This window comes from Paenibacillus faecis, from assembly GCF_008084145.1.
In the GTDB taxonomy this organism is placed as follows: domain Bacteria; phylum Bacillota; class Bacilli; order Paenibacillales; family Paenibacillaceae; genus Fontibacillus; species Fontibacillus faecis.
In genome coordinates this window covers 363,392-379,229 of record NZ_VSDO01000004.1, presented here as the reverse complement: position 1 = coordinate 379,229, position 15,838 = coordinate 363,392, and the positions used below count along the sequence as shown (strand labels likewise).

The following is a 15,838-nucleotide window of genomic DNA, read 5'->3' as shown; positions in this document are numbered from 1 at the left end:
TGGCCTGGCACAAGAGGGATTCCGATGAGGATCATGAGGATAAAATGCCTTTCCGAAGCATCCATTCGTCAACTTGTTCCACCCGCATCGGTTTGCCGTAATAATACCCCTGCATCACATGGCAGCCGAGCTCGGTCAAAAAGGAAACCTGCTCCTCGTTCTCCACTCCCTCGGCGATCACATCCAGATGAAGATTTCCGGCCATCTGAATAATGGCGCTGATGATCGCCCGCTTCGTCGGCGTTTCCAGATCGTTAGTAAACAGGCGATCCAGTTTCAGCGCGTCCAACGGAATCCTGTCCAACAGACCGATCGAGGAATATCCGCTGCCGAAATCATCCATGGAAATGCGAACGCCCATCTCGCGCAGCCTTTCGATCTGCCGGATAATCTCATGAATATCATGCAATACCATGGATTCGGTAATCTCCAGCTCCAGGAGGCAGGGATCCAGACCGGACTCGTCGAGCGCGCTGCTGATCATGCTATGCAGGCTCCCCGTCCAGAACATGCCGACCGACAAATTGACCGAAACCGGCTGAAGAATGCCGCGAGACACCCAGGCGACGCATTGACGGCAGGCCTGCTTCAAAGACCAGCGTGTCATCGGAACGATCAAGCCCGTCTCCTCCGCAATCGGGATGAACTCTCCCGGGGACACGGTCCCCAAACGGGGATGGCTCCACCGGATCAAAGCTTCCCACCCGACCAGCCGGTTTTCCTTGACGCTCCATTTCGGCTGATACACCAAATAAAATTCCCGGTTGTCCAGCGCTTTTCTCAAATCCTTCTCGAGTTCCATTCTCCGAATCTCTTGAAGTTCCATTTCATTACTGTAGAAACAGTACCGGTTCTTCCCCGCCGACTTTGCGCGGTACATGGCCGTGTCCGCCGATTTGAGCAGAAAGGAGCCGTCCGTCATATGCGGTGAACGGAGACTGATTCCGATACTTGCGGTTATGTATAGTTCATTTCCTTGGATAAAATAGACCTGCTTCACGCATTGCAAAATATGCTCCGCCAGCCGCCTGGCCCGGTCCTCGTCGCAAGGGGAGACGATAAACAAAAATTCATCCCCGCCGATTCGGAACACCTCCCGGCCATCGCCCGCAAACCGGAGCAGCCTGCGGCCCACATGACCGATCATCAGATCCCCCACGGGATGCCCCAGCGTGTCATTGATCGCTTTGAACTGGTCGAGATCCAGGAACAAGACCCCCAGGCTATCCCGGTCCGAAATCGTATTAAAAAAGCGGTTCATTTCATTCCGGTTCGGCAGTCCGGTGACCGTGTCGCGATAAGCCATGCTTTCGAGAACGAAGCGGTCCAGGAATATCGCCGTCCAGGAAATAAACAGGATGATGAGGATGATCACGGTAACTCCGTACAGCAATAACATGTCCACGGTAGGTTCGTTGGTCATCTTCATCCCGGGATGACCCAGGAAGCGGGACGCCTTCATTCCCGTATAATGCATCCCGCACACCGCCGCCCCCATGGTCAGGGCGGCCGCCCATTTCATCCCGCTTCCCTTCGGCTGATAGCGGAAGCGGAGGAACAACATCAATGCCACCAAGGAGGCGGCTACGGCAATCGCGGCGGACAGCGCCACGTATAGGGGATCATATTCCAGCCGGGCCGGCATAATCATCGCTTCCATCCCGATGTAATGCATCAGCACGATCCCGCCGCCCATCGCGCCGCTGCCGAGGATCAAGGCCTTCCAGCCGACCTTCTTGGGCAAGGTGATGTAAAAAGCAATCCAAGAGGACATCATGCTTGCGAACATCGAAAAGACGGTCAGCCACCAATCATACCTCACTTCCATCCCCAAATGCACCGCCTGCATGCCTACAAAGTGGGTAGCCCAGACCCCCGTACCCATAACGAACGCCCCGGCCAATGTCCAAAAAAAGCGGATTCCTCCGCTTGCCCGGGAAATCCGCGACGTAATATTTAGCGCAGAGTACGAAGCTAATACGGCAATCAAACATGATAGCGCAACAATGTAGTAATTATAGATGCCCACCATAACCAACGCACTCACTCCTGTCTTCACCTGCTGTCTAAAGTGATTATAATATGATAATGAAATAAATGAACAGAATAATCTGACAAGAGAACATAAAAAGAGCCGAGCGCCCTTCCGGGCATCGGCTCCACCGTGCGGCGGTTTATTTTCCGGCCTTCAAGACCTCTTCCTGCTTCTTGACGAACTCCTCCGGCGTCAAGGCGTTGCCCAGCAGCGCCTGAATCAGATTCCGATGTTCCTCGGAGGCCACCGGCTTCATCTGCACATCCAAATAGAGAATGACCTTATTGGCGTTGTTAAGCTCGTTCAGGACATCCTTAAACATCTGGGGCAGTTCGACGCTCGACGTATCCACCTTCGTTCCGGGAATGATGCCCGCATCGGTCACGGACAATTCCCCCCACCGCTGCACAAAAAAGCTGACGAACTTCTTGGCGTCCTCCTTCACCTTGGAGTTCTCAGACACGAACAATCCGACGCCGACGCCCCCGACCCAATCGTTGACATTTCCCTTACCGCCTTCGACGATGGGGAACTTAAAAAAGCCGATTTTGTCCTTAAACGCTTTCGGTATGTCCGGGTTTGTCGTATAGTTCGGCACTTCCCAAGTCCCCATCGCGTACATGGCGGCCTTCCCATTCATGAATTCGGCCTTCGCTTCTTCATTCGACAAACCGTTGAAGCCCTTGATGAACGCGTTGCTGTTGACCAGAGCCTGGGCCTCCCTCGCCGCTTCCAATAAGGTTGGGTCGCTGAAGCTGCTATGGGCAACCGCTTGATCCTGCACATCCGGCCCGCCGATTCGATCGGCCAGATACATGTACCAGATCGATCCGGTCCACGCATCCTTCGAACCGAGGGCGACCGGCGTTACATTGTGCTCGTTCAGCGTCCTGATGATGTTTTTGAATTCTTCATAGGTCTGCGGCGGCTGAAGGCGGTACCTCGCGAAAATCTCCTTGTTGTAATAGACCGGCACGATGTTCAGCTCTACGGGAAGCGCGTAGGTTTGGCCGTCCATAGCGTAAGCCTCGGTCGTTCCGGCCACGAACTTGTTCTTCAGTTCGTCCTGAAGCAGATCGTCCAACGGGGCAAACAGCCTTCCTTTTACGTAGGGCTCCAGGAATCCCGCGGCCCAGGTAAAACCGACGTCCGGCAAGCTGTTCGAAGCGGATAATACCTTGATTTTATTTTTGTACTGTTCATTCTCCAGCATTTCGATTTCGATTTTTACATTCGGGTGGGCCTGCTCGTATTCGCCGATGATCTGTTTGACCAGCTTGTTTTGCGCGGAATTGTTAACATCCGGCCAAAGATGCATCATTTTGATCGTCACCTTGTCCGCGGAAGCGCCTTGACTCGCTTCATATCCCTTTGCGTCCGTGGCCGGCGAGCCTTCCGGTCCGGCTTTGTTTTTGTCCCAGCAAGCAGCCAGTACCAAGGCCAGCGCCAGCAAAAGCAGGGATACGGAAAACATTTTTCTTTTCATTTCTTCCTATCCCCCTTATTCGCCTTGGAAAAATGTATGCGCTTCCTTCCTGAAGCCAGTGTAGCACCCTACCGCCGGGAGACAAGGTCATATCGATTGGGAATTATACCAATTAATTTGGTTCATTCGGATCTTCGTTCGGTCCCGGCACTTCCGGCGCCTGTCCCTTCACCTCGTTCCGGTAAGAACCGGGGCTGTGTCCTTCGTACTCTTTAAATACCTTGTTAAAATATTTGGTTGTCTGATATCCGACGCGCTCCGCGATCTCCCCTACCGGCAGCTTCGTCTGCAGGAGCAGTTCCTTCGCCTTCTGGATTCGCAGGCGGGTGACATATTCGATGAAGGTCATCCCCATCTGCTCCTTGAACAGCACGCTGAAATAGCTCGGGTTCAAGTGCACGTGCTGCGCCGCATCGCGCAGGCCAAGGCCTTGTTCCAGATGCTCCTCCACATAGCGGAGCGCTTCCTTCACGGGCTCCGCCACCGAGTTCAGCTCTCCCGCCGCCTCCAGCAGCTTGCGGTCCATCATCCGCGCCAGCAGCGTCGCCCGACTTCGCTCCTCGCCGATCTGCAGCGCCCGCTCCACCGTATCGATCAGTTTCTCCCTCCGAATCGGCTTCAGCAGATAGTTGACCACCCCGAGCTGGATCGCTTGTTGAGCATATTCGAATTCGGCGTAACCGGAAATCAGAATGACCGCCGGCCGGTATGCCGCCCCCGCCTCCCCCTCCGCTTCGGCCGCGGAAAGACGCTCCACCAGACTCAGCCCGCTAATTTCCGGCATACGGATATCGGATATCAGCAGCACAACCGGCTCTTTGGCCAGCAGTTCCATCGCTTGGGGGGCATGCTCCGCCGTCAACACTTCATAACGGCCGCCGCTCCAGGACTCAAGCATATTTTTCAGCCCTTGGCGGGTTCTCGGTTCATCATCGACGATTAAAATAACTTTTCTCCTCCACATGTTCATTCCTCTCCCGTCCGCAATGGAATCGTTATCGTGACCCGAGTCCCTTCGCCGCTGCCGCTGCTGACGGACAATCCCGGCTCCAACCGGCCGGGACGCTCCGTTTCTCCGCCGGCGCGCCCTCCGCGGCGGCCGTAGTAAAGCTTCAACCGCTGCCGCACGTTGAAGATTCCCATCCCCGTCCCTTTGGAAGGCGGGGATTGGCCGGACTCCAGCGCACGGTTCACCGAGCGCAGGGTCTCTTCATCCATCCCCCGGCCGTCGTCTTCGACGGAGATCCCCAAGTGGATCCCGTCTCCGGCCGGCTCTACCCGGATCGTCACGGTCCCCGGGCCGATCCGCCCTTCAATGCCGTGCAGGATCGCGTTTTCGACGAGCGGCTGGATCAGCAGCTTCGGCATTCTTACCGCCGCGTAAGCCGGCGGCATCGAAACGCTCCAGGCGATGCGGTCGCCGAGCCTCATTTTCATAATCAGCAAATAACGCTCGATATGCTCCAGTTCGTCCCCCAAGGTGACCCATTCCTCTTTATTCGGTCCCGTTATCGTATAGCGAAATAAATCCGCCATGGCGATGACATATTCGGCCAGTTCCTCCTCCTGCTTCTCCTGCAAAGACCAATAAAGCGCTTCCAGCGTATTGAACAAAAAATGCGGATGAATTTGCGCCTGCAGGGCCTTCAGTTCCGTTCGGCTTTGGATCAGCTCCTTTTCGTAAACCAGCTCGATCAGCTCGTTCATATGCTCGACCATCTGGTTGTACGTGTGATTCAGTTCGTTGATCTCGATCGTCGACGAAATCCGCGTCGTCGGCTTCAGACCGCCCAGCCGGGCGCTGCGCATCGTTTTGATCAGCTTGAACACCGGCCTGGTGATGATCGTGGACATCGGAAAGGACAGCACGATAAACAGCAGCGTACCGAGCCCCGCCGACATCAGAATAGCCGTCCGCAGTACGGAAATCCCCTCCGTTATGGCGCTGACGGGCGTCAGAATCAAAAAGATCCACCCCGTTACTTCGGAAGATTGCTTCACCAACATGTATTTTTCCTTGCCGATCGAGACGACTGTCTCTTCCGCCTCCACCAACGGCTGGATCGCCCCCGCATTAAAGGTCGGGGCGCTGCTGGCAATGAGACTGTAATTCGGTCCCACGACCAGCATCGTCTCACGACCGCCATCGCCGCTTAACGATTCGCTCAGCCTGAACGCCTCCCGGTCCATCCGAACCAGGACATACCCGCCGTGCGTAAACCAATGGTCCATCAGACTGACGCTGCGGATCGCCAGCACCGTGTTCGGCTCCAGCGGATCCTTGCCGATCCATACCATCCGCCCCTTGCCTTCCTTCGCCCTGGCGATCCATTCCTGGCCCACCTTCTTGTCCAGACGCCCCTCGTCAAGCGGAAACAGCCGTCGATTATCGCCGCTGTACAGTTCGACCGAGGTGATGCCGTCGGCATAGGTCTGCACGATTTTGATGCTGGAGAGCAGGGCCTGGCGTTCCGCAAATGTCGCCCGCTTTCCCCCCTGTTCATTCAGCAGTACTTTCTGGACATAGGCATTCGTGGCGACCTGCGTCGTCAAGGAATCGATCTGGTTCAGCACGGCCTCCAGCCGGCCGTTGGCCTCCACCGCCGTCTGTTGGATATGCTTCTCCGCATTGTTTTTTAACAGTCGGGATACGGAATCGAAGGTAAAGACCCCGACCACGCACAAAATAATGATCATAACCCCGAGGAACCCCACCAGCATTTGATTGCGCAAGGTATTCCACTCTCGAAAACGCCGCATCCGTCCATCCCCTTTCCATCCCTTGACGGTGGTTCTCCGTTTTCGAGTTACCTAAATTCTAGGTTGAAGGAAAAAGTCCTTTTTTTCTAGAGGAAAATAAGGGCATATCTCTGTCAGGTTCATGGCGAAAGGAGAGCCAAAGGAACAAAAATCCATTTAACAATTTACCACGTTTCTCCGATAAATGATTTAGCAGCACGAATAGGACTATAGGAGGAAGTCATGAGAACTAGTAAAGTATGCCTGAGCTTCATATTAATTGCAGGGTTGTTTGCCGGCTGCGGGTCCAAGGAGAAAGCCCCTTCCGAAAGCAGCGCTCCCAACCCGCCCGCGCAAGAAGCCGCGGCCCAAACCACCAAGGATCCCGGCGTCGTTACCGGAGCCAGAGAAACGATCCTGGACATGTACCGGGCGGCAAGTACGGGGAATCAGGAAACCTTTTTAAAGATTGCCGAAGGATACGCAAATTCTACGGCGGAGTCGCCGAGCGAAACGATGGGGAACCTGGCGGAACTTTTTGAGATGAAAGGCGGAGCCGAAGGGATTACCCTGGAAGAAGCGACAAAGGAACAATTAGCCCCCTTTTATTTGGCCCGCATTGAAGAGCAATTTGGCCCTTACGGGGAAAAAGCAGTCGTCGTCATCGAGTGGAGTCTGAGCCATGATACGGAGCCGATGGCCTGGATCGTTGAGCGCCGGGACCAGGAAAACCGCGTAATTCGGCGGGACCTTGATTTGGAAGAGGGCAGCAAGTTTACCTTCTTCGAGCGAAAGGAAACCGGCCAGACTGCACAACAGCCGGGGAAATCCGCGAACTCCGGCGGCGGCCAGGACCAGGTCTCGCTGACCGATATTATGCGGGGCAGCCCCTACAACACGATCGTCGCACTTTATGAGGCGGCATTAAATGGGGACAAGGACGTTTTTGAGAATATCACGCAGTTCAGTACCGAGAAGATTCATTCCTCCTGGATGGCCGAACGGGTTATGAAGGCCGGATCGACGGGAGGTCTGCGGATTGAAGAAATCGATAAAGCCTGGATCAAGGCGGACTTGCGCGATAAAATGGCCAAGGAATACGGTGAGGATTTCGCCTTGATGGTAGAATGGGAGAAGGATGATTACGCGCAGTTGTTTATTCTGAAAAAAGTAAACGGGGCTTACTATGTGATGTGGCATGAAGACGAGAACAAAGACGGGTTCCTCGATTACTACGTCAACGAGAAATATGAGTATGACATGAGTATATTCGACGAGGAGAACGTCGATTACGAATAAAAGAAATCCCGGTCCTGATGGCCGGGATTTCTTGTTTCCAGTTTTATGGAGGACGGCGGACGTTATATCAGCTTATGCGCGTACCACTTTTTGCCGCGGAACCGCCACAGGAAAATCGCCCCGCGAACGCCCCATTCGCAGTTCATCGCCAGCCAGACTCCGAGAATGCCGAAATTCAGCGTAATCCCCAAAATATACCCGAGGATGACGCGGAACAGCCACATCGTCAGCATCGAAGTGATAGAAGTGAATTTCGAATCGCCGGCGGCCCGCAGAGCCGAGGGCAAAATAAAACTGATCGCCCAGAGCGGTACCTGGGCCAGCGTGTTGACCAGCAGGACGAGGAAGATGTCGTCCACAATTTCCGGCGGCGGATCAAACAAGCCTACCAAAGGCCGGAAAAACGGCATTAAAATCAGTCCGATCAGCGCGAGGGAGATCGATCCCAGCCAAAGAAAGGACTTGATGAACTTCCGCGCATCGGCGATATTTCCGCGTCCGATGCACTGCCCGACCACCGTCACGATCGCCAGGGACATCGCGCTGGCGGGAATCTGGAATACCATGGCGAGCGAACCGCTGATCGCGTTGGTCGCGATGGCATAGGTCCCCAAGCTGACGATGAACACCTGGGTCAACAATTTCCCGCCGTTGAAAAACATCTGTTCCGCCGCAAACGGCACGCCGATGAACATAATTTTGCGCAGCATCGACAGCGGAAAATGAAAGAGATCGCGGATGCGCAAATGCAGCGTGACGTCGAGTTTGAACAAATAATACAGCGCGCACGCCGCCCCCGCGTAACGGGCGATGTTTACCGCGATCGTCATGCCTACCACGCCCATATGAAGCAGCGTAATGAAGACGATGTTGAGCAGCACGTACAGCAGGTTCATAATCAGCGACAGGGCCAGCGAGGCCCGGGTCTTGCCGATCCCCCGCAAGGCGCCGCAGACCGCTTGAACCACCGCGATGCCCGCATACGAAATACTGCTGCCGATCAGATAAACCCTGGCGTTGCCGAGGACCTCCGCCGAGGCCGTCCCGAACAGCACGTTCAGCACCGGGTTGTGAAAGCCCATGATCAGCAGGCCGATAGCCAAAGCGATCATCGCCACCGCCGTCACGGTAGCCGCCGAGGCCCGGGATACCATCGAATCGTTGCCGCTGCCCTTGTACTGGGCCACCACCACGGTGCCCCCGGTCGCCACGGCGACAAACACGTTGATCAAGAAAATATTGAGGGAATCCACCATATTCACCGCACTGACCGCGGCCACACCGGAGGAACTGATCATGGCGGTATTCACCAGGTTAAGCCCGACGATGAAGGCCTGGTCGATCAGAATCGGAATGAAGAGGGCGATAATCTGCCGGTAATCCATCGTCTCGCCGGTAAAATATTTGTTCAAAATCGCCGGATTTCGCAAACGTTCGGGTAAACGAATCACTATTCATCACATCTTTACTTTTAAAATGGAAAAATAAAATGGAAAAAACCCTTCGAAATGAAGAGCTTTTACAAAAAAGAACTATAGATATCGAAATCGAAATCACTCTTTATTTAAACCGTATCTGTTTGAACATATCACTCGGGGTCGGTTATGTCAATGAACCGGGTCATCGGATGCTATAAACATCGTGACCCCGTTCTTCGGCGGCGTACCTGCCACCGCCGGGCCTGAAGGTTCGACGGACCGCCGAGAATTCTAACGGAAGCCATAGCGGCTATCTCGTCCTTTCAGGGCAAAACGGAATTCTAACGGACGCAATAGCCGCTATTTGGGTGAAAGGAGGTCGTTTGAGCGGGAAAACCTGCAAATAGGCGCTACTATTTCCGTTAGAATCCGGAAGGAGCCTCTTTTGGCGAAATAGCGGCTATTATGTCCGTTAGAGCAACCGATTGAGGGGAACTCGCGTCCGCCCGGCGTGGTTGCCGACGGAATGGCAAGAGCCGGTATGACAGTAACCGGAGAGTTGATCGGCCAATGCATCGCTAAATATCGTGCCCCCGTTCTTCGGCGTCGTACCTGCCACCACTGAACCAGGGAATACCAAAATAAAATATGAGCTATCACATTACACAGGATACTCCGCCCTATTGGACAAGATGGGCGGTATTTTTGTATCTGGATAGCGGAACTTCGGGTCAACTTGGCTCGAAGTTGTTTTTAGAGGAAAGAAGGAAATGCACATGGCAACTCCCCGCCTTATCACCCGTCACACTGGAAGCGGCAAGTGTCAATACACTTGCTCTGCTTGCCGGTTAGTGAAAATCTTTTTCTACTGCTTTTGCAATAGCTTAAATTCGTTTCTATAAAAGTCAATCAAGCCGTCCCGCTTCATCCATGCAAGCTCTCTGGATAAAGCACTTCGATCTACATCTAAATAATCGGCCATCGCTTCTCTATCAAAAGGAATAGTAAAAGCTTCTGTTCCAGTTTCACGCATAACCCTTGTTAAATAAGTTAAGACCTTATCCCGAATAGTAGGCATAATCAGACAATCATTTCGGTCATGTAGTTCTAACGCTCGTTCTGCAATACTATCAAAAAGATTGCCAAGTAATTGTTCGTGCGCCATACATAACTTCGTACAACGGCTCAATATGCTTTTGATAGGAATAAACAGAACCTCAAGCGGTTCTATTGCCTGTACTGACATAGGGCATCTTCTTCCACGGCTAGCCGCTGTTAAGACAGCGGTATATCCACCCGGATAATGGAGGGATACAATAATTTGTTTTCCCGTGACGCTCAATTTCGTACTTTGAGCGCTGCCCTGCAATATGATACCGACATCATCAACTAAATCACCCTCACGGACAACCATCTCGTCTTTTGCATATTCTTTCCGTTTGGCTGACAGACATTTAAGTATTTGGGGAATATCATTTGGGGAAATCCCCGAAAATAAACGTGATTGACATAGGGAATCTAAGTTGTTCATGAGAGGCCCCTCGTTGCACGTGCAACATACTTTTTCTTTTTACTATCCTATATTAATCATAAATACACAAGAAGTTTAGTCACCTTTTCTAACGTCAGAATGGAGGAAACACAATGCAAGGAAAAGAAAATTCAATAAAAGCGAGAAATCGACTATTAGCCTCAAAGGTTATTAAAAATCTGCAAAGCAGAAAGTTTGAGGCTTATTACTGTGATAACGCCAAAGAAGCTGTAGAAAAGGCACTATCATTTATTCCGGAACATTCTTCGGTATCATGGGGTGGGTCAGTCACGCTTGAGGAAATCGGGCTTCTTAATCGAGTACGTCAAGGCAGCTATATAATCACTGATCGTGATAAAGCGCAAACAATGGAGGAACGTTATGACCTCATGCGCCAATCTCTTTTGTGCGACACCTATTTAACGAGCTTTAACGCCGTTAGCGAAGATGGCATATTGGTCAATATCGACAGTGTGGGCAATCGAACGGCGGCGATTACCTTTGGACCGAAAAGTGTTATTGCTGTCGTTGGGATGAATAAGGTTTGCAAGACCGCTGATGACGCAGTTATAAGAGCCAGAACATATGCGGCCCCCATTAATGCATACCGCTGTTCGTGCTCGTCCAGCCCGTTTTTACATTCGCCGCAAAAAACGCCCTGTCTGATCAACGGTGCTTGTGGAGATTGTAAAACAGATGATTGTATCTGTTCTTACATCGTCCAAACAAGAATGTGTAAAACAGCGGGGAGAATAAAGGTTATCCTCGTTGGTGAATCTTTGGGATTTTGATTTGAAGGTGTTGAACCGCCTTGCCTATCCCATAACTACACGGACGCAGGGAGCTTGATTGAAAATCCGTTTGTGCAGATGAATGTACGGTTTATCAGCTTGACAGAGGATTGACAGCTACTTGAACCCGGACAGCATTTCCAATCTCATTGTGCCGATTGCGGCAAGGCTATTAGTCGCAGTCAGGTAAAAGGCACTGTGTACTACTTTTGCCGCACCTACAAAAACCAGTCAAAATCGGCTTGCACCGAACATTCCATTAAGCATAATCGACTGGGAGCGGCGGTATTGTTATGCCATTCAACAACAGGTATATCTTGCGGTACACTATGCTAACTTTTTAGAATAAATCAGATCCGCACCGCTTCAAAAAAGCCAGTCCACTCGGATTGAAGCCTTAATAGAGCAAAAGAAAAGAAACACTCCAAAATCATGCGTTACAAGCGATCCATTTATCAGGATTGGAAAGACGGAGAAATCACTCACAGTGATTACCGTCACATGATTAAAGATTACGAACGGCAAATAGCCGCTTTGGGCGAAGTTTTGAAAAACCTCCACGCAGAGCGTGAGGAACTGCAAAATGGCATTACCGATGAAAGCTCTTGCTTAGTAGTTTTTTAGAAGTTTGAAACTATCGACAAGCTGACAAGAGAGGTTTTGATTGAGCTTGTAGACCATATCAAGGTACATGAGAATGGCAACCTCAGTGTAAAGTTTAAGGTTGCCGACCAGCTACGCCGAGCAATGGAATACATTGAAATCACTACCCAATCCGAAGCGGTTTAATAGGCCGCTAATAAAAAGGCAGTTTGTTTTCCTAATAAAACTGAGTCAACCGGGCCTGAAGGTTCGACGGACCGGCGAAAATTCTAACGGAAGCCATAGCGGCTATTTCGTCCTTTCAGGGCAAAACGGAATTCTAACGGACGCAGTAGCCGCTATTTTGGTAAAAGGAGATCAGTTTGACAAGGAAATCCGTAAATAGGCGCTACTATTTCCGTTAGAATCGGGAAGGAGCCTCTTTTGGCGAAATAGCGGCTATTATGTCCGTTAGAGCAAAAGAACGCCGCATCTACCCTACTTAAAAACCGGTTATTCTGAAAGAGACGAGGGCAGGGAGCGAAAACGGCGGTTCAAGACAAGGCAAGCCCGATTAAGGCCACGCCACACCTCGCCCGGCACCTAATCCTACACCTAGCCCTCATCTAGCTCTACACCTAACCCTCACCTAACTCTATACCTAGCCCTACACCTAGCTCTACACCTAGCCCTACACAGCTCTACACCTAGCCCTCACCTAGCTCTACACCTAACCCCACCCCTATGCCTTCGGGCAAAAAAGCCGCCTCCCGGCCCGATAGCCGGAAGGCGGCGCTCGCCCTTTTAGCGGGCGGCCAGGTCTGCGACCTGCTCCGCTGTAAGGGCGCCTTTGTAGACATGCAGCTCATCGAGCATGCCTTGGAATGGCGGGTCCCACCAGTTCACGCCCAGGGCGAAGGTGCCCTGATCGTCCGTGAATATATCGGGGAATCCCGTTCCCGTAAATTTCGCCTCGCCATTCACGTAGACCGTCACTTTGCCCCGATTTACGGTAAAAGCCAGGTGGGTCCACGCACGCAGCGGCGTGCTCCCCCCGGTGACGGCGTCGTACCAGGCCGATCCGGACCAGAGCTTGGAGGATGTGCCTGCGCCTGCGCCTTCCCCTTCGCCTACGCTCCCTCCGTCGGCGGCCTCCGGACCGGCCGGAAGCAGGCTGATCCAGCTGTTGTTGGTCTGCGCGCCGAAAAAGGCCGGTGTGTAAGTCGTCAGCCGTTCGGCGTACACCCACATCGTCACCGAGTAGTTTGGACTGGAGATCAGTCCTTTCGGCAGAAGGACGCCCGATTTCCCGTCAAACACGGCCGCCTTCCCGTTAACACCGTCGGCAAAGCCGATCACGCCGCCTTTGGAAACGTCGTCGATTTTCTCGCCAACGACCGTCCCGGCGCCCGCGCTGCCGGCCACATCCGCCAAGTTCCCCTCAAAGGAGAACTTCGCCGTCAGTTCGGCCGGCGGCTCCACTCCGTCCGGGCGGGCACCCGCCAGCTTGGCGACAACCGCGTCCGTGATCGGGACGTTGTAGACGCGCACTTCATCCATCCGGCCTTGGAACGGCGCATCCCACCAATTGACGCCCAAGCCGAAAGACTCCTGGCCGGTTTTAAAGACATCGGGGAATCCCGTCCCCGAGTATTTCAACACGCCGTCGACATAGACCTTAACCATATCCCCGTCGACGGTAAAGGCGATGTGCGTCCATTGGTTGGCGCGGATTCGCGACCCTGTCGTGCCGTCGTACCACGCTTCGCCGGACCACAGCATCGTGTTGTTGTCCCAGGCCTGCGGAACGAGACTGATCCAGCTTCGGTTCGTGCCGCCGAAGAAGGTTGTCGTGTTGGCCGTATGTTTTTCCGGATTCAACCACAGCGAAACCGAGTATTTGTTCCCTCGGATTAATCCGTCCGGCAGCCGGACGCCGGAAGCCCCGTCGAACACGGCCGCTTTGCCGTGCACGCCCTCGCCGAAGGTGATGTTTCCGCCTGAGGATTTATCGATCCGGTCCCCCGTGACGACCCCAACGCCAAACCGGCCGGACGAATCCTCCAGATTTTCCTCGAACCCATAGTGCGCCACCAACCCGGCTGCGATGTCCACCGGGACGACAACGATGGAAAAGGTTTTGGCGGCGGAAGCGTTCCCTTTGGTTATCGTCGCTGTCAAAGTAGCCGTCCGGTTTGGTTCTCCCGGCTCCGGCGGAGAAATCACCCCTTGATCGGTGATGACGCCGGGGTCCGAGGACTTCCACGAAATAACCGTCCCCCGGGCTCCGCGCGCCGGCAGCGCCAGATTTGCCATCACCCGCCCCGTATCGCCAAGGGTCAAGGCTTGGCGGACGTCCGCCACGAGGCTCTCGTCGCTTTTATCCGGCTGCCGGATACCCCAAACCGTTTCCCCCGCCGCCGAGCTGGCGGTGAAGGTCATCGTTTCCGCTCCCCGCGTCTCATCCCACTGACGGACGAACACCCCGTCATAAGTTACCCCGTTCAGCGTGAGGGACGCCCGGTAGCCGTCGCTTAAGCTCCAGGTGCCCGTCACGTCGCCCGCCACCGTCCGGTCCTCCTTCAGCCGGATCGCTACGGACTTCGTAATCCCGCCGGAGTAAGCCAAACCGTGATTGACGAACTTGTAATCCCCCGTTATATCCCGGGCGCTGACCGGCTGAACCGTCTCCCCGGTATAGCGCGCAGGCGCCGTAACCAGCCAACCGTCCTTGTTCAAAAAGAGCTGATGCACCCGGACTTCATGAGCTTCGCCTTTTTGCGGAAAGCGGGTATGGAAGATCAGGAATCGCTTGCCCGTCGCCTCGTCAAAATACAGCGAATTGTGCCCCGGGGACACGTAACCGTAACCCTGGCCCGAGCCCGGATCGCCGATCTCCCGTTCGAACAGGAAATTGCCGATCATCTTGGTGCCATAAGCGGTATTGGCCGTCGATCGGTCCGGCAGCACCGCTCCTTTTCCTTCGGCATCCACATAAGGCCCCTCCGGTGCAAGCGCCCGGAACAGTCTCATGTTGTAGCCGCCGTTGGCCGCCAAGCCGCCGTAAGTCACGGTCAGATAATAATACCCGGTCTCCTCGTCGTAAAGGATGAACGGACCCTCGCCGGACTTCGTATACCCGCCGGCAATATGCGTGCCGAAGTAACGGTCGATCATCCGGCCGTCCGCCGTTCGGCCGTCCTGTCCCGGATATTTGACCCGCCCTGTCGCCGGGTCGAGCTCCAGGACGAAAATCCCGCCGGACCAGGAGCCGTAAGTCATCCACAGCTTGCCGTCCTTGTCGTAGAACAGCGTCGGATCGATCGCGTTAGGATAGGAAGCGTTGTTGTAGGAACCGTTGCTGTTGAACCAGTCGGTTTTGACGCCCGGCAAATCGCCTTTTTCAATCAGAGGCTTGATATTGGTGTTATCCCATTTTTTATTGACAGCGCTGTTGTTGTCGTAGGCTTCATCCCGCGTGAATCCGGTGTAAATGACCGTGTCCACGTAACGGTAAGGGCCCTCGATCTTCTTGGACACCGCATAACCGATCGCGGACCGGATGTAGGTGGACGAGGCGCTGTAGTACATCATGTAGGCTCCGGTAGTGCCGTCTTCATTTTTGTAATCTTTATTCCAGAACACATCCGGCGCCCAGACGGCAAACCCGCCCTTGCTGTCCGCGTCGTCCTCCCCGGCCCAGGCGAACGAGGCCGCCAGATTGGCGGACAGGTCGCCGTACAGCACGTTCCCCGGCGTGTCGTACCCGTTCGTAAATCGCGTCCAGTGCATCAGGTCCGTCGATTTTGCCGCTTCGATGTGCGAACCGAATACATAATAAGCGCCGCCGTCCTTGATGATCGAAGGATCATGCACGGACACATCGGTGAAGGACGGGAGGCCGGTCCCCGGTGACGGATTCGGAACCGGCGCCGGCCCGCCGCCTCCAGGCGAGGA

At 53.9% G+C, this 15,838-nt stretch carries 9 protein-coding genes and 3 pseudogenes; 4 read left to right on the top strand and 8 right to left on the bottom strand.

The window, feature by feature from the left end:
- Nucleotides 1–31: 31 nt before the first annotated feature.
- The 4 genes from FRY98_RS19680 to FRY98_RS19665 all read right to left on the bottom strand — a co-directional run bounded on the left by FRY98_RS19680 (nucleotide 32) and on the right by FRY98_RS19665 (nucleotide 6,281).
- Nucleotides 32–2,047, bottom strand: a complete 2,016-nt coding sequence (locus tag FRY98_RS19680; RefSeq protein WP_338114607.1) for a bifunctional diguanylate cyclase/phosphodiesterase — start codon at nucleotides 2,045–2,047, stop codon at nucleotides 32–34.
- A 127-nt stretch (nucleotides 2,048–2,174) separates the two neighbouring features.
- On the bottom strand, nucleotides 2,175–3,521 hold the full coding sequence (locus tag FRY98_RS19675) for an extracellular solute-binding protein (protein ID WP_148455144.1): 1,347 nt from the start codon (nucleotides 3,519–3,521) through the stop codon (nucleotides 2,175–2,177).
- Nucleotides 3,522–3,633: 112 nt separating this feature from the next.
- Nucleotides 3,634–4,485, bottom strand: coding sequence for a response regulator transcription factor (locus tag FRY98_RS19670; RefSeq protein WP_148455142.1), 852 nt, complete (start codon nucleotides 4,483–4,485; stop codon nucleotides 3,634–3,636).
- Nucleotides 4,486–4,487: 2 nt separating this feature from the next.
- Nucleotides 4,488–6,281: a cache domain-containing sensor histidine kinase gene (locus tag FRY98_RS19665; RefSeq protein ID WP_148455140.1), complete on the bottom strand. Its 1,794-nt coding sequence runs from the start codon at nucleotides 6,279–6,281 to the stop codon at nucleotides 4,488–4,490.
- Nucleotides 6,282–6,503: 222 nt separating this feature from the next.
- Between FRY98_RS19665 and FRY98_RS19660 the strand changes: the two genes are divergently transcribed.
- Nucleotides 6,504–7,559 carry a hypothetical protein gene (locus tag FRY98_RS19660; protein ID WP_148455138.1) on the top strand — a complete coding sequence of 352 codons (1,056 nt, stop codon included), beginning with the start codon at nucleotides 6,504–6,506 and terminating at the stop codon, nucleotides 7,557–7,559.
- A 62-nt stretch (nucleotides 7,560–7,621) separates the two neighbouring features.
- On the opposite strand, the gene FRY98_RS19655 is transcribed toward FRY98_RS19660, so the two are convergent.
- Together FRY98_RS19655 and FRY98_RS19650 are read right to left on the bottom strand one after the other, a co-directional pair.
- On the bottom strand, nucleotides 7,622–8,944 hold the full coding sequence (locus FRY98_RS19655; RefSeq protein ID WP_211373339.1) for an MATE family efflux transporter: 1,323 nt from the start codon (nucleotides 8,942–8,944) through the stop codon (nucleotides 7,622–7,624).
- An 898-nt stretch (nucleotides 8,945–9,842) separates the two neighbouring features.
- The gene (locus tag FRY98_RS19650) at nucleotides 9,843–10,508 is read right to left on the bottom strand and encodes a Crp/Fnr family transcriptional regulator (protein WP_148455134.1); all 666 of its coding nucleotides are present in this window, start codon (nucleotides 10,506–10,508) and stop codon (nucleotides 9,843–9,845) included.
- A 113-nt stretch (nucleotides 10,509–10,621) separates the two neighbouring features.
- Here FRY98_RS19650 and FRY98_RS19645 point away from each other — a divergent pair, with 113 nt between their 5' ends.
- The 3 genes and pseudogenes from FRY98_RS19645 (at nucleotide 10,622) to FRY98_RS29030 (ending at nucleotide 11,923) form a co-directional block, all read left to right on the top strand.
- Nucleotides 10,622–11,299 carry a lactate utilization protein gene (locus FRY98_RS19645; RefSeq protein ID WP_148455132.1) on the top strand — a complete coding sequence of 226 codons (678 nt, stop codon included), beginning with the start codon at nucleotides 10,622–10,624 and terminating at the stop codon, nucleotides 11,297–11,299.
- A 162-nt stretch (nucleotides 11,300–11,461) separates the two neighbouring features.
- Nucleotides 11,462–11,635 (top strand): annotated as a pseudogene (locus FRY98_RS29035) (recombinase zinc beta ribbon domain-containing protein); the annotation flags it as partial.
- Nucleotides 11,636–11,731: 96 nt separating this feature from the next.
- Nucleotides 11,732–11,923 carry a hypothetical protein gene (locus tag FRY98_RS29030; protein WP_225039689.1) on the top strand — a complete coding sequence of 64 codons (192 nt, stop codon included), beginning with the start codon at nucleotides 11,732–11,734 and terminating at the stop codon, nucleotides 11,921–11,923.
- 762 nt (nucleotides 11,924–12,685) lie between these two features.
- Here the strand turns inward: FRY98_RS29030 and FRY98_RS29490 are convergent.
- Together FRY98_RS29490 and FRY98_RS29485 are read right to left on the bottom strand one after the other, a co-directional pair.
- Nucleotides 12,686–13,183, bottom strand: a pseudogene (locus tag FRY98_RS29490) (LamG domain-containing protein); the annotation flags it as partial.
- 192 nt (nucleotides 13,184–13,375) lie between these two features.
- A pseudogene (locus FRY98_RS29485) lies at nucleotides 13,376–15,778 on the bottom strand (LamG-like jellyroll fold domain-containing protein); the annotation flags it as partial.
- Nucleotides 15,779–15,838: the final 60 nt, after the last annotated feature.